Origin of the sequence: Streptomyces sp. NPDC060194 (assembly GCF_042728285.1) — a bacterium.
Taxonomy (GTDB): domain Bacteria; phylum Actinomycetota; class Actinomycetes; order Streptomycetales; family Streptomycetaceae; genus Streptomyces.
On sequence record NZ_JBHWZH010000022.1, the window covers coordinates 30,362 to 48,903 of the forward strand.

Genomic DNA, 18,542 nt, shown 5'->3' on the forward strand with positions numbered 1-18,542 from the left:
CAGCTTCCTCCGGTCGTCCCGTCCCGGGTGGAGATCCACGAGCCCTCCGGGAGCACGTCCGATGAGAGCCCTCGCCGCCTGGTGCGTCCGGCACCGCCTCGCCACCGTCCTGCTCTGGCTGCTCGTCCTCGGCGGCACCGGCGCGGCCGCCGTCACCGCCGGCTCCGCCTACTCGAACGACTACGACGTCCCCGGCACCGAGTCCGGCCGCGCGAACGCGCTGCTCACCGCGGAGTTCGACGACCGCGGCGGCGACGTGGGCACGGTCGTCTGGCACACCACGGGCGACGGCACCGTCCGCGCGTCCGCCGTCGAGGCTCCCGTCGCCCGCGCGCTGGACCGCATCGCCGCGCTCCCGGGCGTCGCGTCCGTCGGCACCCCCTACGACGCCCGGACCGCCGACCCCGGCGCCATCACCCCCGAGCCCGGCGCGGCGACCGTCGTCCACGCCCCCGGCCAGATCAGCGCCGACGGCCGGACCGCCTACGCGACCGTCACCTTCGCCGCGCAGGCCGAGGACATCCCCGTCGCGCAGGCGCAGGCCGTCGTCGACACCGCGCGGGAGGCCGCGAGCGACGACCTCCAGGTCGCGCTCGGCGGCGGGGCCGTCGCCCTCACCGAGGCGCCGAGCGCGCACCTCGCCGAGGTGGTCGGGGTGGTGGTCGCCGCCGTCGTCCTCTTCCTCGCCTTCGGCTCGCTCGCCGCCAGCCTGCTGCCGATCGCGACCGCGCTCGTCGGCGTCGGCACCGCGTACGCGGGCGTCACGCTGCTCGGCCACGCGATGACGGTCGCGGACTTCGCGCCGATGCTCGGCACCCTGATCGGTCTCGGCGTCGGCATCGACTACGCGCTGTTCATCGTCACCCGCCACCGCCGGGGGCTGCGCCGCGGCCTGCCGGTCGAGCGGGCGGCCGTCGAGGCGGTCACCACGACCGGCCGCGCGGTCGTCTTCGCGGGCGTGACGGTGTGCATCGCGCTGCTCGGGATGCTGATCCTGCGGCTGGACTTCCTCAACGGCGTCGCGATCGCCGCGTCGCTGACGGTCGTCCTGACCGTCCTCACCACCGTCACCCTGCTGCCCGCGCTGCTGCGGTACATCGGCCCGCGCGCCCTGAGCCGCCGCGAGCGCCGCGCGCTGGCCGAGCACGGGCCCCGCCCGGAGGTCCCCGGCGGCTTCGCGGCGCGCTGGTCGGCGTTCGTCGAGCGGCGGCCGAAGCTGCTCGGCGCACTCGCCGCCGTGATCATGCTCGGCCTGGCGATCCCGACCCTCTCGCTGCACCTCGGCACCTCCGACCAGGGCAACAACCCCACCTCCTCCACCACCCGCCAGGCCTACGACCTCCTCGCCGACGGCTTCGGCCCCGGCACGAACGGCCCGCTGACCCTGGTCGCCGAGCTCGGCGACGACGCCGGCGCGCGGGCGGCGGACCGTACGGCCCTGACCGCGCTCACCGCCACCCTGCGCACCACCGACGGCGTCGCGGCCGTCACCCCGCCGACGTACGACGCCGACGGCTCCACCGCCGTCCTCACCGTCGTCCCCGACTCCGCCCCGCAGGACCGCGCCACCAGCGACCTCGTCGACCACCTGCGCGACGACGTCATCCCGGCCGCCGAGCGCGGCACGACGCTGGAGACGTCCGTCGGCGGCGTGACCGCGAGCTACGACGACTTCGCGCAGGTCATCGTGGCGAAGCTGCCGCTGTTCGTCGGCGTCGTAGTGGCGCTCGGCTGCGTGCTGCTGCTGCTCGCCTTCCGGTCCGTCGGCATCCCGCTGAAGGCGGCGCTGATGAACGTGCTCGCCGTCGCGGCGGCGTTCGGGGTGGTCGTCGCGATCTTCCAGTGGGGCTGGGGCAGCGAGCTGCTCGGCCTCGGCAGCGCGGGCCCGATCGAGCCCTTCCTGCCGGTGATCATGGTGTCCGTGCTCTTCGGCCTCTCCATGGACTACCAGGTCTTCCTGGTCAGCCGGATGTACGAGGAGTGGCTGGAGACCGGCGACAACCGCCGCGCGGTACGGGTCGGGCTCGCGGAGACCAGCCGGGTGATCAACTCCGCGGCGGTCATCATGATCGCCGTCTTCCTCGCCTTCGTCCTCAGCGGCGACCGCGTCATCGCCATGTTCGGCATCGCGCTGGCCGCCGCCGTCGCCCTCGACGCCTTCGTCCTGCGCACCCTCCTCGTCCCCGCCCTCATGCACCTCCTCGGCGGCGCCAACTGGTGGCTCCCCCACTGGCTCGACCGCCGCCTCCCCCGCCTGAGCATCGAGCCCCCGGAGTGCGCGCGCGTTCCCGGCGGGGCGAAGGGCCGCCTCCCGCGCCCACGAGGTTCCGACGAGGACGACGTACCGCAGCGGGTGCGGTAGCCGAGCGCGGGTGCGGGCGCGCGGCTGCGGCGCGGGCACGACGCTGACGCGCGAGCACCGCGCGGACGGGTGCCGGCCGCCGCACACCGGTGCCGTCCCGGCGCCGAGCCGTGCGCGCACCACACCCGGACCTCGCGGCGGCGACGCCGGGCGGCACCGGCGCCCTCGCGGGCGAGGACCCGCCCCTGGCCGCACGCGGTGCGCACCCTTGATCGCAAGCCGTCCCCGCGCAACTGTGGTGGACATGCCGACGACAGACTCCACCCCCACCGTGGTCCTGTCCGACATCCACGGCGTCCTGCCCGCCCTGGAGGCCGCGCTCGCCGAGCCGGAGGTGCGGGACGCCGGGCGGATCGTCGTCACCGGGGACATCGCCGCAGGGCCGCAGCCGGAAGAGGTGCTCGACCGCCTCACCGGGCTCGGCGATCGAGCCGTGCTGATCAGCGGGAACGCGGACCGCGAACTGGTGGAGCTGCGCCGCGACGCGGCCGCGCAGGTGCCGGACCCGATCGCCCCGTACGCCGCCGCGCGGCTGCGGGACGACCAGGTCGAGCTCCTCACGAACCTCCCGCATTCGCTGACGCTGCCCGTCCCCGGCCTCGGCGACAAGGTGGGCACGGTGGTCTGAGGCCACACCCACATGCCGTACGTCCGCCTCGCCGACGGTCTGAACGCCCGCTTCACGGACACCGGCGCGCTCGCTGCCTTCGGGTCGCGTGACGGCCGAACACCGGGTCAAGCGCACGCCAACTGAGGCCCGGTGCGGGGTGCGTTGTGGAAGCGTCTCCTCCGGGGCGGGCGCGGGTCCGACCGGTGAGAGCGGGGCGGGGCGGATGGCGATGACGGCGGAGACGGCCGAGTGGGAGTGGGACCACACGCTCTTCGCGGGCGCGGCCGCGCACTACGAACGCGGCCGGCTCCCGTACGCCCCCGGCCTCTCCGACGCCTTGCGCGACGCGCTCGGCCTCGACGGCACCGGCCGGCTGCTCGACGTCGGGTGCGGTCCCGGCACCCTCGCCCTGCGCCTCGCCCCCCTGTTCAGCGAGATCGTCGGCGTCGACCCGGACCACGGCATGATCGCCGAGGCGCAGTGGGCGGCCGGCATCTCCGGACTCGGCGCCCGCGCCCGCTGGCTGTGCATCCGCGCCGAGCAGCTCCCCTACGGTCTGGACACGTTCGACGTCGCCACGTTCGGCCAGTCGTTCCACTGGATGGACCAGCCGCAGGTCGCCACGACCGTCCTGGACATGCTCCGGCCCGGCGGCGCGTTCGTCCACGTCTCGCACCTCCAGGACGAGGACCTCCCCGTCGCAGACCTCCCCTGGCCCGCGATCCCGCACGCGGCGATCGACCAGCTCATCCAGTCCTACCTCGGCCCCGTCCGACGGGCCGGCCGCGGCCTCCTGCCGAACGGCACCCGCGGCGGCGAGGCAGAAGCACTCACGGCGGCCGGCTTCGAGGGCCCGCAGCGCCTCGTCATCCCTGCCGGCCAGCCCCTCGAACGCGTCCCCGACGACATCGTCGCCGCGGTCTTCTCCACGTCTTCCTCCACACCGCACCAGTTCGGCGCTCAGCGCGGCGACTTCGAGGCCGCCCTCCGCCGCCTCCTCGCCCGCACGTCCCCCACCGGCCCGTTCTCCGCCCGCCGCCCGAGCACCGAGATCCACCTCTGGCGGCGGCCGTCGGACTGACGGCGAAGGTGCACGCCTACGGTCAGGGCGCGTGGACGGGTGCGGGAACGGTGGACGGACCGGTCGGCGGCGGGCCGAAGCTGGTGCCGGAGGTGACCAGGACCCTGAGCGCGGACGGCTCCGCTAGCCGGGGCAGCAGCAGCGCCCAGAACCGGGTGAGGGTCCCGCGCGACAGCCACATCGCGTCCTGGCTGCCGAGCGTCTTCAGCCCCACCGTCACCGCGACCACCGTGGCCGCGACGTCCTGCGCGGCGATCCCCGAAGCCAGCGAACCCTCCCGCTCCGCGCGCACCAGGGTTTCCTCCACCCACTCCTGCCAGCGCCTGCGCAGCGAGACCCCCGTCGCGACGCGGCCCGGCACGTCGCCGAGCTCGAACCCCGCCCGCAGCACGACGTCGAAGCTGAGCGACCGGACCAGCGCGTGCGTGGCGTCGATGAGCACCTGCAGACCGTCCTCGGCCCGCTGCTCCACGACCCACTCCAGCCGCCGCAGCGCCTCCTGCCCGACGGCGTCCGCGAGCGCGGCCTTGCTGGCGAAGTGGAAGTGCAGCGCCCCGTTACTCACCCCGGCCAACGCGCTGATCGTCGACAGCGAGGTCGCCTCGAAACCGTCCCGGTCGAACAGTTCCGCAGCGGACTCGATCAGCGCACTCCTCGTCCGGACCGCGCGCTCCTGACGAACCATCGGACGCCCCTTCCCTCGAGGGCACCTTAACAAACCGCGTAAGCGGTTTCTAGAAGATCCACGAGGCGCCCGCAGCCCGACCGGAGGGCCCACCGACCCGCATCCCGCGCCCCCGCCTCACCTCCCCGCATCCGCCTCCTCGACCGCCTCCCGGTACACCCCGCTCGCCCGGGCGGACGAGAAGTCCAGCCGCTCGAACACCGCCGGCACCGCGACCCCCGCCACCAGACTCCGCATGAGGTCCATCTCCCAGTCCACCAGGCCCACATGACCCGTCATGATCTTCGACAGCACGTGCACCCCCGTGAACCCGCCGACGAAGATCCGCGCCGCGGCGTCGATGTCGACGTCCGGCAGCGTCTCCCCCCGCGCCTCCGCCTCCCGCAGCAGCTCCGTGCAGTGCTCGATCCACCCCCGCATCGGCTCCTGCCGGTCGAGCCCGTCCAGCGGCGCACCCTGCTCGACGGTCAACCGCACGCCGCCTCGCACCATCGGATCCCCGAGCGCCAGCAGATGCGCGAGGACGAGCGCCTCGTCGATCAACCGCTGCAGCACCACCTTCCGCTCCGGCACCGACGGCAGCGCCGCCACCTGCCCGGCGAGCACCGCCTGGGCCAGCTCCTCCTTCGAGGTGAAGTGGAAGTACAGCGCGCCCTTGGTCACCCCGGACGCCTTCAGGATCTGCGAGATCGTCGCCGCCTCGTAGCCGACCTCGTCGAAGACTCCCGCCGCCGCGACGATGATCTTCTGACGTGTCCGGACGGCCCGCTCCTGTCGTGCCACGACACCCCTCCCCCTGTTGGCGCGGAACGCGAAAAGAAACCGAGAGGTCCGTACTGTAACAGCGGCTCTCCGCCGCCCCACGAGACCCCGAAAGCTCTCAAGAGCGCACATAAAGCTGCTCCTTGAGACATCGGATCATGACGAAACCGGTCGGTACGTATGTCGCTCCGGACCGCCCGACACCTCCCGCACGGGCCCGCCCCCGCCCGACGCAGCCCCCTCGGACACGTGCGTCGACCAGCGCAGACCGGCGCCAAGCGGAGGCAAGAACGTACCGCGAAAGGCCGACCACGACCGCCGAAGCGGAATCCGGGGCCGTCCTCGTCCGACTCCGCCTGCATCCGGGTGCATCCACCGAGCCTCGATGACCGGTAGTCATGGATGTGCGCCCCTGCGCCGATCGCAGACCACCGATCGGCATCAGGACGCGCACGACCGTCCGGCCGCCCACGGGGAAGAGACGCTCCGCTCCATGAACGACCCTCGCACCACCATGGACTCCGCAGCCCGCCTCTCGCTGCCGCTCGAACGCGCCGAGGCCGCACCGGGCTGCGAGACCTGCGCGTCACTCGTCGAGCAGCGCGAGATCGCTCGCGCCCGGGGCGACTTCTCCGCGGTCACGGACGCCGACGTCGAGATCCGGCACCACCCTCACCCCGGGAGGACCCCGCGATGACCCGCTCCGTCTTCCGGCACGTCCTCCACAAGATCACCGAGCACCCCGACTCCGAGATCACCTACGAAGCCGCCTGCATCTGGTGCGACTGGCAGGCCACCCCCTCCGCCGACTCCGCCGAGGTCGACCTCGCCTGCCTCACCCACACCGGCGCCAGCACCCACAAGTCCTTCCGCCGCACCCGCACCTCCCTCGCCATCGTCACCCGCGCGGACGACGGGCGGCCCGACGCGGGATGACGGGGTATTAACGGCGTTAACACCTCCGGACGTTAACGGCGTTAACACTCGGGACCGTTAACGCCGTTAATACCCCCGGCCCACCAGCGCTCCCGCAACACCGGCACCCAGTGCTCCCCGTAGCGCGCCCGCAGCTCCGGCAACCGCCAGTCCGCGCCGGTGACCGCGCCCCGGCACAGCGGTGAGCGGCACTCGCAGTCAAGGCGGTACGCCTCGTCGCCGGTGCAGGTCGCATAGTCGAAGGTCAGCTCCGCGCCGGCAGCGACGTCCCGTCGGACGGTGAGGGAGTAGGGGTCCGTCCACCAGAGGTTCGGATCACAACTGTGGTTCCCGAACCCGTTCGTACTCCCCGGCGGCAAAACCAGATGCCGCGTCCGACTGATCGCGACCGTGTCCACATACCTCCGCACCCCCTCCGGCAGGCCCGCCGCAGCCGCGAACAACTCCTGCAGCTCCGACCACGCCACCAACTTGCCCCCGAGCCGCGACACGACGGTCCCGACAGGCAGGCCGACCCGCGCGAACAGCCCGACACCGGCAACCCCCGAGACCCGCGACTCGACATCCGGATGCAACCAGCAGACGGGGGGCGGGAGTTGATCCGTCACCGGGCCGGCTCCCCGCCGAAGCGGGCGATGTAGTGCCAGACCTTCTTCAGGTCCTGGGGGTCGTAGCGCCCGCTACGGGCCGCGTCGCCGAGAACACGGGCGTCGAGGTGGCCGTCGACGGCAAGCTCGAGCCCCAGCTCGACGAACCGCCGGCCCCGGAACTCCGGCCACCGGCACAGGACATCGACGGGCAGCCGGTAGCCCGGATGCCACTCCACCGCGCACGGCAGCCGACGCGCGGCCGCCTCGACGGGCGTCCCGGCGTAGGACGGGTCGAGCACCAGCGCCTCGATGTCGCGGGCCAGCACGACGGGGCCGTGGACGTGCGCCTCGATGTGGCAGTCCAGCGGGTCCAGACCCCCCGCCTCAGCCGGCTCGACGAACCCGCAGCGCTCGGCGGTGGCGAAGGACGTGGGCTCGGTCGAGCTGTCCGGATAGCAGAACGTGGTGCGGGCGAGCGTCTCCGCCGTGAGGCGGAAGAACGAGGACCCGAAGCGCCGGGCCCCGCCCCGCGGGTCGCGCCGGTAGTCGAGCGCTCCGTACACCGGCCGCTCCTCCGCGGCCGCCGCGTCGTACGCCCCACCGAACATCCGGCTCTCCCACCGCCAGCGGTCCCCACCGGGGTACGCCGTCAGCCCGCCGTTCCCCGTACCGGTCACGAACTGCGAGCGGTAGACGCCGTCCTCCGCCATCCGGTCGAGGATCGGCAGATCCCCCGCCATCCGGTCGGGATGGAAGTGCATGGTCACCCGCAGCGCGTCCGACACCGGACCCCCCGCCCCCGCCACCGCCGCGACGTACCGCAGGGCCCGCTCCATCGGCGGCCCGACGGCGTCAACATCCGCACATGTCCGCCCACTTGATCCCGCGCGTCGACTCATCCGCCGAGTGTGCCCCTTGCCCGGCCACCCCCGCACTCCCCTTACGCCGCCTGCGGCACCCGCTCCCCCACCGCCTCCGCCGCCTTCGCCCAGGACTCCGTCACCGCACGGTGCGCCGCCTCCGTCGCCTCGGGGATGTCCGCGGGCAGCAGCACCGGCGCCCCGATGTGCACATGCACCCGCGGCCGCCTCAACGGCGCCGTCAGCACCCCGGCGAGCTGCTTGCCGTTGCCCCCGGAGGTGATCCGCCGCGCCCCGGCGTGCCCGACCGGCACCACCGGCGCCCCCGCCGCACGCGCCAGCCGGGCCAGCCCGGTCCGGAAGGACTCCGGCGCGCACGCCCCCGCGTCGGTACGCCGCGGCAGACCCCCCTCGCCGTAGATGAGGACGTGCCGCCCCCGGGCGAGCGCCGCCGCCGCGTGCTCCAGGGCCTCCGCGGCCCGCGCCGAACGGCGGTGCACCGCGATGTGCTCGCCCTTCGTCAGCAGCCGCCCGAGCACCGGCACCCGCCACAGCCCCGCCGTGGCCATGACCACCGGCCGCACCCCCACGCTGTGCAACGCGGCCAGCGTGACGGCCGGGTCGGCCATCGAGTCGTGGTTCGCCGTGATGATGCTCCCCGGCTGCACGATCCAGGCCGCCCCCCGGGTGCGGTCGACACCGTCGACGGTGATCGTGAGCTGCCCGAAGGCGGGTACGAGCGCGGCTGCGAGTCGGCTGAGCACGGGTGGCCTGCCTCTTCCTGGGGAGCGGACGGTTGCCGAACGCCCTCATGTTCGCCGCATCCGCGTGCGAACCGCCTGAGTACGCCTACTCATCCCGCCCGGGGCACGTACCCAGCCGACCGGTCGACCGGGACCGCCGGCCAGGGGCCGAAGCCCCGGCCCTTCCGGCGGAATCCCTCGGTCCCTCCGGCGGAATGCTTCGGTCCCGCCACCCACACCTCGCTGACCTGCAAAAACCTTTCACCGACCAGGGACCGAGGGACTGAAGTGACCGTTCCGGCACACAGGTGACAGCATGTGCCCACATCCACCGCACCACCCGTGACCACATCCGAAGAGGGGACCCGGCCGTGACCGCTCCACGCCTGCGCTCGACACCGTTGCCAGGGATCGGCGTCAAGTACGACCTGACCACCCGCGAGCAGCGCCACCTCTCGGTCATCGCGCACCGCGACGGCACCCGCACGGTGAACGTCTACCGCGAGGACGACGCCGACGCCTGCGCGCACGCCATCCACCTCGCCGCCTCCGAGGCGGCCTCCCTCATCGACGCCCTGGCCCCCACCCACCACAACCCCACACTCCTGCACACCACCGACCTCGGCCTCGTCGCCGAGCGGATCGAGATCACGGCGACCTCGCACTGGAACGGCCGGCTCCTCGGCGACACCCGGATGCGCACCGAGACCGGCGTGTCCGTCGTCGCGGTACTGCGCCGCACGGAGGCACTCCCCTCCCCCGCCCCGGACTTCCGGCTCGCCGGCGGCGACACCCTCATCGTCATCGGCACCCGCGAGGGCGTCGACGCCGCGGCCGAGATACTCGGACGGGTGTGACGGCCGGTGCACTCCGCGGTCTTCCTCATCGAGTTCGGCGCGATCATCCTGGCCCTCGGACTCCTCGGGCGGTTCGCCGCCCGCTTCCACTTCTCCCCCATCCCCCTCTACCTGCTGGCCGGCCTCGCCTTCGGCACCGGCGGTCTGCTGCCGCTCGGCGCGAGCGAGGACTTCGTCGCGATCGGCGCCGAGATCGGTGTCATCCTGCTGCTGCTCATGCTCGGCCTGGAGTACACGGCGAGCGACCTGGTCTCCAACCTCAAGACGCAGTACCCGGCGGGGTTGGTCGACTTCGGCCTCAACGCCGTCCCCGGCGCGGTGGCCGCACTCCTGATGGGCTGGGGCCCGGTCGCCGCGGTCGTCCTGGCCGGCGTCACCTGGATCTCGTCGTCCGGGGTCATCGCCAAGGTGATGGGCGACCTCGGCCGGCTCGGCAACCGCGAGACGCCGGTGATCCTCAGCATCCTCGTCCTCGAGGACCTGGCGATGGCCGTCTACCTGCCGATCATCACCGCACTGCTCGCCGGGGTGAGCCTGGCCGCGGGCAGCGTCACCCTCGCGGTCGCGCTCGGCGTGGCAGGCCTCGTGCTCTTCGTCGCCCTCCGCTACGGCCGGGTCATCTCGCGGTTCGCCTCCAGCGACGACCCGGAGAAGCTGCTCCTGGTCGTGCTCGGCCTGACCCTCCTGGTGGCGGGCATCGCCCAGCAGCTCCAGGTGTCCGCGGCGGTGGGCGCGTTCCTCGTCGGCATCGCCCTCTCCGGCGAGGTCGCCGAGGGCGCGCACACACTCCTCAGCCCGCTGCGGGACCTGTTCGCCGCGGTGTTCTTCGTCTTCTTCGGCCTGCACACCGACCCCGCGAGCATCCCGCCGGTGATCCTGCCCGCGCTCGCCCTCGCGGTGGTGACCGCCTTCACGAAGATCGCCACCGGCTACTGGGCGGCACAGCGCGCGGGCATCGGCGTCAAGGGCCGCTGGCGGGCGGGCGGCACCCTGGTCGCCCGCGGCGAGTTCTCCATCGTCATCGCCGGCCTCGGCGTGACCGCGGGCATCGAACCGGCGATGGGCCCGCTCGCCACGGCCTACGTGCTGCTGCTCGTCGTCGTCGGCCCGCTGACCGCCCGCTTCACCGAGCCGCTCGCCACCCGCTTGTTCCCCCCGAAGCCCGCTCCGGCTCCCGTCGCCCCGGCCGACCGCCCCGCGGTGGTGACCGCCGCCGACGACGTCGACCCCGTCGAGGAAGGCGACCCGGCTCGCCGCGGCTGACCGCTGGACGGCCCGGCGGGTGTTAACGGCCTTAACGCCTTCCGCCGGGCCGACCTCCCGACCCCTCGGGGTATTAACGGCGTTAACGGTCCGGATCCGCGAATCCTGTCCTCCCGGACCGATGTGAAAGGTCTCAGAGCCGTTTCGGCACCGATCCCGAAGCCGAAAAGCTCTGTACGGCCCGCTGCGGGCCTCCCACGCTCCGGACCATCCCGCCATACCGGCAACTCCCTGATCGGCCGTCAGAACCCCCATTCTGGCGGCCAATTTTTTGCGCCTTTTGCACCGAAATAACCTTTCTGATACCGCCATTGCGGTGACAGAGTTACCAAAGTGCTCGCCCATGGCTTCCGGGGATTGAAAAGTTAGTAAGGTACATCCATGAGTTCGCCATCCGCCGGCGACCGCGAGAAGGTCGTCTCGAAGCTTCCGCCGTCACTGCGCCAGCAGCTGAAGATCCGCACCGCGCAACTGGGCCTCGACATCCAGGACGCCGTGCACGAAGGAATCGCCGCCTGGCGCGCCCTGGCGTCCGCACCCTCCCCCGTCGACACCGCCGGAGCCGAGCCGTACTCGACCTGGCTGCCGGTCGGCCAGTGGGACGACTTCCGGGTCAGCGCCAAGGACCGCGGCGTCTCGCTGGTTCAGGGCCTCGCCCAGTCCGTGCACCTGTGGCTGGAGAAGAACCCGCCGCCGTCGGTGCGCCGACCGTCCGTCGTCCGCCGCGTAGTGGTGTGCAACCAGAAGGGCGGCGTCGGCAAGACGGCCATCACCGCCGGTGCGGGCGAAGCGCTGGCGGAGAACCCCGACGCGCTCTACCCGGTCCGCATCGCGCGACAGCTCGCGGTGCTCACCGACGCCGGAGCCGCGCTCGAGCGCGAGGACCTCCCCGGCCTCGGACTGCGCGTCCTGCTGGTCGACTTCGACCCGCAGGGCCACCTCACCAAGCAGCTCCGGCACCAGCCCATCCCCATGGGCGGCGACAGCCTCACCACGCACATGGCGGGCGAGAGCCGCACCCCGATCCAGGACCTCGTCGTCCCCATCCAACCGACCGACCCCGAGGGCAACGGCGTCGACCTCGACCACTTCGGCGACCGCCTGCACCTGCTGCCGGCCTGCACCGACGCGTTCCTGCTCGACGTCCGCCTCTCCACCGTCCGCGCCCGCGAGGCCGCGCTGGAACGCGCACTCGCCCCGCTGGAGAACGAGTACGACGTCATCCTCATCGACTGCCCGCCCAGCCTCGGGCTCAGCATGGACGCCGCGGTCTACTACGGCCGACGCCGCGACGGCGAGGCCGCCGGCTCGTCCGGCGCACTCATCGTCGTCCAGGCCGAGGACACCTCCGCCGACGCGTACGACCTCCTCACCACCCAGATCAACGACCTGCGCGACGACCTGAGCCTGGACATCGACTACCTCGGCATCGTCGTCAACCTCTACGACGGCCGCCGGGGGTACATCGCGACCTCCTCGCTCGAGTCGTGGGTCGACATAAAGGACCCCCGGGTCGTCGCCGTGGTCGGGGACCTCAAGGAGCAGAAGGAGGCCGTACGGATGAAGCAGCCGCTCCTGTCGTACGCGCCGAAGTGCGACCAGGCGATCGCGATGCGCGCCCTCGCCAGGGAGATCTCATGAGCAGCAAGGCCGACAAGCTCCGCGCCTCCGCGTCGTTCGCCCGCGCCCAGCCGGTCAGTTCACGCCGGGCCGCGATCGCGGCGGCGACCGGTGTCGCGACCGAGGGGGTGGCGCCCCCGACCGAGGCGCCCATCGACACCCTCGCGCACAACCCGCTGAACTTCCGCGAGGAGCTCACCGGGATCGAGGAGACCGCGGAATCGCTCAAGGTGCGGGGGCAGTTGCAGCCGCTCGCCGTCGTGAACCGCGGCGCGTTCCTCCGCGCACATCCCGAGCAGCAGGAGGCGGTCGGGCAGGCCCGGTTCGTCGTCATCGACGGCAACCGCAGGCTCGCGGCGTCCCGGCTCGCCGGGCTCACCACGCTCCTCATCCACGTCAACGACGCGCTCGCGGCCTCCTCCCAGGACATCCTGGAGGCCTCGATCATCGCCAACATCCACCGGGTGGACGTCCCGCCGATGGACCAGGCGAAGGCCATCCAGTCCCTGGTCGCCGTCCACGGCTCGCAGGGCCAGGTCGCCAAGCGGCTCGGCAAGACGCCGGCGTGGGTGTCGCAGCGGCTCGCGCTCCTGGAGCTCGTCCCCGAGCTCCAGGAGAAGGTCGAGACCGGGGAGCTGCGCGTCGAGTCCGCGCGCCGGATCGGGCGGCTCCCGGCGGAGCAGCAGGAGTCCGAGGCGCGGCGCACCCTCGCCGAACCCAAGCCGGCGCGCAAGGCGCGGCCGACCCCCGTGGAAACGGCCCCGGCCCGACCCGCACCGGAGGCCGAGCCGCGCGACACAGCGCCGGCTCCGGCTCCGGCCCCCGAGCCCGCCCACGTCCCCGCCCAGCCCACGTCCCCCGACACCCTCTGGGACGACCCGCAGCGCCTCGCCCGCGAGATCATCTCCCGCCTCGACCACGCCCAGCGCCGCAAGGTCATCTCCCTCCTCCTCCGCGCCAACGAGACCCCCGAATAACCCTCTCCCGCCCCCACCTGAGCCCGTCCGGCCACCACCGGACGGGCTCAGGTATTAACGGCGTTAACGGTTCCGCCCGCGACCCCGCTCGGTGCAGGGGTATCAGCACCCTCAACGGTCGGCCCGCCCCACCCTCCCGACGCTCCGGTGCGGCGCGCAGGTATTAACGGCGTTAACGGTCACCCCTCGGAGCCGGCGCGAACGCGCAAGCCTCACCGCCGCTCCGACCCCCTGTCGAGACCAAGACCCCACTCATGCGCCGACGCCCAGGTATTAACGGCGTTAACACCCCACCGCGGGGGCCGCGCCCACCGCAGGGTATTAACGGCGTTAACGGTCACCCCATCCCAGCCCGTCTCAGCGCCCCGACGGCTGGCCAAACGCCGCCCGCACAGCCCCTCGCCCGTGCCTCGCTCGTCTACGAGACCACGTCACCCGCCACCTCGCCGCCCGCACTCGGCGCGGCACTTCCCCACGTCCACGCCTGGTCCCGCGAGGAACGGGTACCGGGATCGGAACAGCGCCGGACCGATGGAACCCGCCCACCGCGCGCCCCCACCATGGCCTGGTACCGACATGAGCCCACCTCGCCGCGCCCCCGCGAGCACAACGCCGTCCTCGTCCTCGCCCGCAGGACCTGACGGCACCACCTCCCGGGAGTCCTTCGGCAACGGCCCGGAAGGGAACACCAGCCTCACCGCGGCGGACTGCTCAACGACCACGCCACAACGCATGTCTTCGCCCCACACGTGGACGACACGACGCCTCCCCCGTTGCCGCGCCTCTCCCCCACGCACCGGTGCCTCAACGGCGACAGCTACGGGGTACGAATCCTCAGCCCGACGGCGTACCTCTCCGCGATCCGGGGCCGGGGGAACGCTACGACCACTCGCTCGAAGTCAGACTCAACGTTCCTCCGCCCCGGACCGACGGCGCTCGCACCGCCACCCCCGCGTCCTCGACGCCGAGACTTGACGGCGACCAAGCATTCCCGCGTGGGTACAACCCGACTGCCCACCCTCAGTCGCACCCCGACGGGTGCCTACGGTCCGCCGCCACAGGTCCGCACGCAACCTCGGGACCCAACGCCGTCCAGAAGACCGGCCACCGGGCGACGTCCACATCGACGCAAGGGTATTAACGCCGTTAACGGTCAAGCAGCGAGCTGCAGCAGGAGCGAACGCGGCCCGGAGCTGCAGTACCGCCGAAGGATCAGCCCCGAGGGCCTTCAACCTGGCCCGGCGGGACCGGAGGGTATGAACGGCGTCAACGGTCCGCCTCACGGCAGCAGAGCAAAGCGCAATCTCCACGCCACGGCGGCAGCCGATCGACTCCCGGGCTCAGGCTCAGGACCGGCGCGGGGTATTAACGGCGTTAACGGTCCGCCGCCGATCGCGTCAGGAGCGTGCTCGGACGCTCCCCAGACCGTCGCCGATCGGGCCTGCGCACCCACCCAGTCTGGAGCCCGGCAAGCCGCGGGAGCGTGGGGCAGTGTCCCGTGGATCACCACGTGAGGTAATCGATCAATGAGCTACTTCATGTACGACGTCACGGGCGGGACGGTCGACGAGCCTGATCTGGAGACGATGCAGCGGGTGCTCGACGGTCTGGCACAAGCCGATGACGAGCACCCCGATGTCTCACTCACCCATGAGAGCGGGTGGTCCCTCAGCGCCTTCGGCGACGGTCTGCTGGTCTGGGAGAACCCGGACGAGGACTCGATGGCTCCGGGGGAGATGCGCAATGTCGCCCGCAAGGAGGTTCTCGGGCTCTTCGGACTGCTGGCCGCGGGTGACATCGCATCGGTTGAGGCTCTCCCCTGGCAGAGATGACCGGCGTCAGCGTCAGCTTCAGACCCAGAGGAAGATGGCTGCGACCCTGAAGTGCCGCGAGGTAGCGCACGGCAAGCTTGTCGGTGCGCCTGGCGCTACCGCGCACTGCTTGAGCTGGTTGATGCATCACTCGTCACTCGTCAGTGTTGCGGTGCCTGCCCGCCCGGCGGTCGAAGCCGGGCGGGCGGCCGCCGCCTGAACCGCGCCGCTTGCGGTTGGCGATCTGGTTCGCAGATTCGGGATCACTGTCATGATGCCGCGACGGCGCACATCGGAGCGGATCGCACGGCAGGAGTAAACGCGATTCCGCTCTCACATTGGCCGGTCTCGTCCTGCATACGTTGTCGCCCCGGTCACCGTGGGCGGGTTCAGCGGCAGGAGTCGCGGGATCCGCTCCCCGCCCTCATCGCTCAACCCGCCCCTGAACTCCGCGTCGGATCAAACGATCATCGGATTCACAGGACATTTCCCTCACCCCTCCAACGGTCCGGTGGCGGACCCCAGTAGGACCGGGCGGACCCTTGGGGCCCTCTCGGCGTGCGGTCGTCTCCCGGGACTCAGTGCACACGACAAGGTATTAACGGCGTTAACAGTTCGCCCTCGCGCCCGGGGCCGAGCCGGCCCCGGCCCCCGGCCCCGGCCCCCGGCCCCCGGCCCCCGGCCCCCGGGTATTAACGGCGTTAACGGTCGACGCCCCCGCCTTGACCCTCGACCTGGTGCAGGGACCAGAGTCCCGGACGTGGAGAACGACATGCGCAGCATCGGCGAGATGGCACGGGACAGCAGTCTGGGGATCAGCGCGCTGCGGTTCTATGACCGCGCCGGGGTGCTGGTGCCGGCCTGGGTGGACCCGGTGAGCGGGTACCGCTGGTACGACCCGGCGCAGCTGGACGAGGCCCGCGTGCTGGCGCGCCTGCGCCGGGCGGGGATGCCGCTGGCGGACATCCGGCTGGTGCTGGCCGGCTGGGCGAGTCCGGAGGACGGGCTCGTCCGCCGACTGCTCGACGCACACCTGGGCCGCCTCGAAGCCGGACTGACCACCGCCCGCGCCGAGTTCTCCGCAGTCCGCGCCCTGCTCGACGACCGGGAGACCACCATGACCACAGTCCGCACCGCCTCCGTCCACCTATCCCTCCCCGCCCCGGCGCTCGCCGCAGCCCTGGACGCGGTCCGCTTCGCCGCGGCGACCGACCCCGAACTGCCGATGCTCAACGGCATCCTCTTCGACATCGAGGACGACCGACTGACGGTCGTCGCCACCGACCGCTACCGGCTCGCACTGGCGGAGGCGACCGCCCGAACCACCCAGGGGGACACGGACAGCCGCGTCCAGCTCACCGTCCCCACCTCCCTCGCCCACGCGATGCGCGCGCTGTCAGACGGCGACGGAACCGTTCGACTCTCCGCCGACGGCCCCCGCGTCACGTTGGAGGCCGGCGACCGGCAGACGACGGGCCGGCGCCTCGACCACGACTTCCCCGACTACCGCCGCCTCCTCCCCCAGTCCCTCGGCCGCCGCGCGGTCGTCGACGTCGCGGAGTTCCGGACGACGTTGGAGACGGGCCGCCCCGTCCACGTAGCCTGCGGCGGAACCGACACCGAAGGACCGCACCTGAGCGTGCTCAGCCTCCAGGACGACGGCACCGTCGCCCTCTGCGCCGACGGCGACAACGCCCCCACCCCCGTGGCCGTCAACCGCGCCTTCCTCCTCGACGCCCTGCGTGCCGCCGCCCTCGACCACCTCGTCATCGAGGTGGTCACCCCCACGACGCCGGTCGTCCTCCGCCACCCCGACACCGACCGGATTCTCTCCCTGCTGATGCCGGTCCGGCTGGAGGACTGACGCCGGGGGTATTAACGGCGTTAACACCCGGCCACCGTCGGCGCCGTGGACGGTGGCCGGGTGGATGCGTGATGCCGTGCGACATGGCGCGCTAGGCATCGTGCTAGGAGGTGCGGCCGGCCGGGTGAACGGCACCGCGCCGGGGTGTGTCAGCGGAGTGATACGTCCGATCGTCCTTAAGGTCGACGATCAGATGATGTCCGCTTTGTAACAGGAAGTGATCCCTGTGTCCACAGGCGCCAATGCGCTCGACCTCGTCGATCTGGCCGGGGTGAAGCATGCGTTGCGACAGCGACAGCAGCGCATGTCCGAAGGCCTCCACACGACGAAGGTGTTCGTCGTCGTCAACGGCAAGGGCGGTGTCGGGAAGAGCTCGCTGTCCGCCGCCCTGAGCGCGTCCTGGTCCCAGGTCGGACTGCGCGTGCTGCTCATCGAGCTGGACGAGCAGGGGAACAACGGCGAGGACCTCGGCTTCACCGGCACCCCGCTCGCCGACCAGGGCGACGCCCAGGCCGCCGCGCTGCTCGACGGAAAGCTCCTCACCCCGACCGGCGAAGCGCGCCCCGGCCTGTTCGTCGTCCCCGGCGGAGCGATCCTCGAGGACGTGGTCGAGGAGCTCTACTGCCAGCGACGCCTCGCCTCGCGCTGCGAGGCACTCGAGGACCGCACCGCCTGGATGGGCATGTACGCCGCAGCGATCGACGCCGTCCGCGACGACTACGACATCATCGTCCTCGACGTCGCCCCCGGCTCGGAGCCCCTGCAACTGCAGGCACTCGTCGCGGGGGACGTCGTCCTCATCCCGTCCAAGTCGGACCCGTCCTCCCGCAAGGGCCTGCGCACGGTCGCCCTGCGCTTCGCCCAGGCACGCGCCCTCAACCCGTTCCTCCGGCTGCTCGGCGTGGTCGTCTTCGCCACGAACGTCTCCGCGACGCGGGTCCAGGCGAACATCAAGGAACAGCTCGGCCAGGACCTGCGGGGGGCCGCACCGGTCTTCGAGCAGTGCATCCGGCACGTCGAGTCCGCCGCGGTCGCGTGCCGGACGGCCGGCAAGGTCGCGCACGAACTGCGCAGCAGCAAGGACATCGACCCCAGCCTCCGGCGCTCGCTGAAGGCTCTGGCGGGGGACTACCAATCGCTGGCGATCGAAGTGATGCAGGCGAAGACGGCACTGGACCGGGCACGGCAGACGGAGGACGAGGCATGAGTCCCACGAGGAACACCCGCGCGGGGGAGTCGGACGGCAAGCGCGGGGGACTGCCGGAGGACGACGGCCTCGACGCGTTCGCGGCTGCCGCGGCGGGAGCGTTCACCGCACCACCCGTACGTCGGCGGAGAGGCGGTGCCGGACCAGTGGAGACGCCGGGCGGAACATCCGCAAGGACACCCGCCAACGGATCCGGTGAGGCACCCCCGGCGCTCCACACGCCACCGACGGACACACCCGCAGGGCCCCCCGCACCGACCGCTCCCGTACCCGGTCCGGTCACCACGGCAGTCACCACGGCCGTCAGCCCACCT

At 72.2% G+C, this 18,542-nt stretch carries 17 protein-coding genes and 1 pseudogene; 12 read left to right on the top strand and 6 right to left on the bottom strand.

The features are described 5' to 3' along the window. Positions 1-61: 61 nt before the first annotated feature. From ACFWEG_RS07475 to ACFWEG_RS07485, 3 genes and pseudogenes are all read left to right on the top strand, one after another. A complete protein-coding gene (locus tag ACFWEG_RS07475; RefSeq protein WP_387210243.1) occupies positions 62-2,362 on the top strand; it encodes an MMPL family transporter in 2,301 nt (766 codons plus the stop codon). Between the two features lie 244 nt (positions 2,363-2,606). Then, positions 2,607-2,987 (top strand): annotated as a pseudogene (locus ACFWEG_RS07480) (metallophosphoesterase family protein); the annotation flags it as partial. 214 nt (positions 2,988-3,201) lie between these two features. Continuing rightward, positions 3,202-4,053, top strand: coding sequence for a class I SAM-dependent methyltransferase (locus ACFWEG_RS07485; protein ID WP_387210245.1), 852 nt, complete (start codon positions 3,202-3,204; stop codon positions 4,051-4,053). A gap of 22 nt (positions 4,054-4,075) precedes the next feature. Here the strand turns inward: ACFWEG_RS07485 and ACFWEG_RS07490 are convergent, their stop codons facing one another. Together ACFWEG_RS07490 and ACFWEG_RS07495 are read right to left on the bottom strand one after the other, a co-directional pair. Further along, positions 4,076-4,738: a ScbR family autoregulator-binding transcription factor gene (locus ACFWEG_RS07490; protein WP_387210247.1), complete on the bottom strand. Its 663-nt coding sequence runs from the start codon at positions 4,736-4,738 to the stop codon at positions 4,076-4,078. Positions 4,739-4,855: 117 nt separating this feature from the next. Beyond that, on the bottom strand, positions 4,856-5,521 hold the full coding sequence (locus tag ACFWEG_RS07495; RefSeq protein ID WP_387210249.1) for a ScbR family autoregulator-binding transcription factor: 666 nt from the start codon (positions 5,519-5,521) through the stop codon (positions 4,856-4,858). A 472-nt stretch (positions 5,522-5,993) separates the two neighbouring features. Between ACFWEG_RS07495 and ACFWEG_RS07500 the strand changes: the two genes are divergently transcribed. After that, positions 5,994-6,197, top strand: coding sequence for a hypothetical protein (locus ACFWEG_RS07500; RefSeq protein WP_387210251.1), 204 nt, complete (start codon positions 5,994-5,996; stop codon positions 6,195-6,197). Continuing rightward, positions 6,194-6,436, top strand: a complete 243-nt coding sequence (locus ACFWEG_RS07505) for a hypothetical protein (RefSeq protein WP_387210253.1) — start codon at positions 6,194-6,196, stop codon at positions 6,434-6,436. Before ACFWEG_RS07500 ends, ACFWEG_RS07505 begins: the two co-directional genes overlap by 4 nt. A gap of 41 nt (positions 6,437-6,477) precedes the next feature. On the opposite strand, the gene ACFWEG_RS07510 is transcribed toward ACFWEG_RS07505, so the two are convergent. The 3 genes from ACFWEG_RS07510 to ACFWEG_RS07520 are packed head-to-tail and all read right to left on the bottom strand — an operon-like array spanning position 6,478 to position 8,650. Beyond that, on the bottom strand, positions 6,478-7,044 hold the full coding sequence (locus ACFWEG_RS07510) for an SET domain-containing protein (RefSeq protein ID WP_387210255.1): 567 nt from the start codon (positions 7,042-7,044) through the stop codon (positions 6,478-6,480). Beyond that, on the bottom strand, positions 7,041-7,925 hold the full coding sequence (locus ACFWEG_RS07515) for a DUF3626 domain-containing protein (RefSeq protein ID WP_387210257.1): 885 nt from the start codon (positions 7,923-7,925) through the stop codon (positions 7,041-7,043). The genes ACFWEG_RS07510 and ACFWEG_RS07515 overlap by 4 nt, the downstream gene beginning before the upstream one ends. A gap of 41 nt (positions 7,926-7,966) precedes the next feature. After that, positions 7,967-8,650 carry a lysophospholipid acyltransferase family protein gene (locus tag ACFWEG_RS07520; protein ID WP_387210259.1) on the bottom strand — a complete coding sequence of 228 codons (684 nt, stop codon included), beginning with the start codon at positions 8,648-8,650 and terminating at the stop codon, positions 7,967-7,969. Positions 8,651-9,000: 350 nt separating this feature from the next. On the opposite strand from ACFWEG_RS07520, the gene ACFWEG_RS07525 reads away from it, so the two are divergent. The 6 genes from ACFWEG_RS07525 (at position 9,001) to ACFWEG_RS07550 (ending at position 17,021) form a co-directional block, all read left to right on the top strand. Further along, the gene (locus tag ACFWEG_RS07525) at positions 9,001-9,486 is read left to right on the top strand and encodes a cation:proton antiporter regulatory subunit (RefSeq protein WP_387210261.1); all 486 of its coding nucleotides are present in this window, start codon (positions 9,001-9,003) and stop codon (positions 9,484-9,486) included. A 6-nt stretch (positions 9,487-9,492) separates the two neighbouring features. Beyond that, positions 9,493-10,749 (top strand): cation:proton antiporter, encoded by a 1,257-nt coding sequence (locus ACFWEG_RS07530; protein ID WP_387210263.1) that lies wholly within the window; start codon positions 9,493-9,495, stop codon positions 10,747-10,749. 381 nt (positions 10,750-11,130) lie between these two features. Continuing rightward, positions 11,131-12,390, top strand: a complete 1,260-nt coding sequence (locus ACFWEG_RS07535) for a ParA family protein (protein ID WP_387210265.1) — start codon at positions 11,131-11,133, stop codon at positions 12,388-12,390. Next, positions 12,387-13,346, top strand: coding sequence for a ParB/RepB/Spo0J family partition protein (locus tag ACFWEG_RS07540; protein ID WP_387210267.1), 960 nt, complete (start codon positions 12,387-12,389; stop codon positions 13,344-13,346). Before ACFWEG_RS07535 ends, ACFWEG_RS07540 begins: the two co-directional genes overlap by 4 nt. A 1,526-nt stretch (positions 13,347-14,872) precedes the next feature. Continuing rightward, on the top strand, positions 14,873-15,178 hold the full coding sequence (locus ACFWEG_RS07545; protein WP_387210269.1) for a hypothetical protein: 306 nt from the start codon (positions 14,873-14,875) through the stop codon (positions 15,176-15,178). A gap of 739 nt (positions 15,179-15,917) precedes the next feature. After that, positions 15,918-17,021 carry a MerR family transcriptional regulator gene (locus ACFWEG_RS07550; protein WP_387210271.1) on the top strand — a complete coding sequence of 368 codons (1,104 nt, stop codon included), beginning with the start codon at positions 15,918-15,920 and terminating at the stop codon, positions 17,019-17,021. A gap of 103 nt (positions 17,022-17,124) precedes the next feature. Here ACFWEG_RS07550 and ACFWEG_RS07555 read toward each other — a convergent pair whose 3' ends face one another. Further along, positions 17,125-17,343: a hypothetical protein gene (locus tag ACFWEG_RS07555; RefSeq protein ID WP_387210273.1), complete on the bottom strand. Its 219-nt coding sequence runs from the start codon at positions 17,341-17,343 to the stop codon at positions 17,125-17,127. Between ACFWEG_RS07555 and ACFWEG_RS07560 the strand changes: the two genes are divergently transcribed. Then, positions 17,326-18,228: a ParA family protein gene (locus ACFWEG_RS07560; RefSeq protein ID WP_387210275.1), complete on the top strand. Its 903-nt coding sequence runs from the start codon at positions 17,326-17,328 to the stop codon at positions 18,226-18,228. The genes ACFWEG_RS07555 and ACFWEG_RS07560 overlap by 18 nt on opposite strands. Positions 18,229-18,542: the final 314 nt, after the last annotated feature.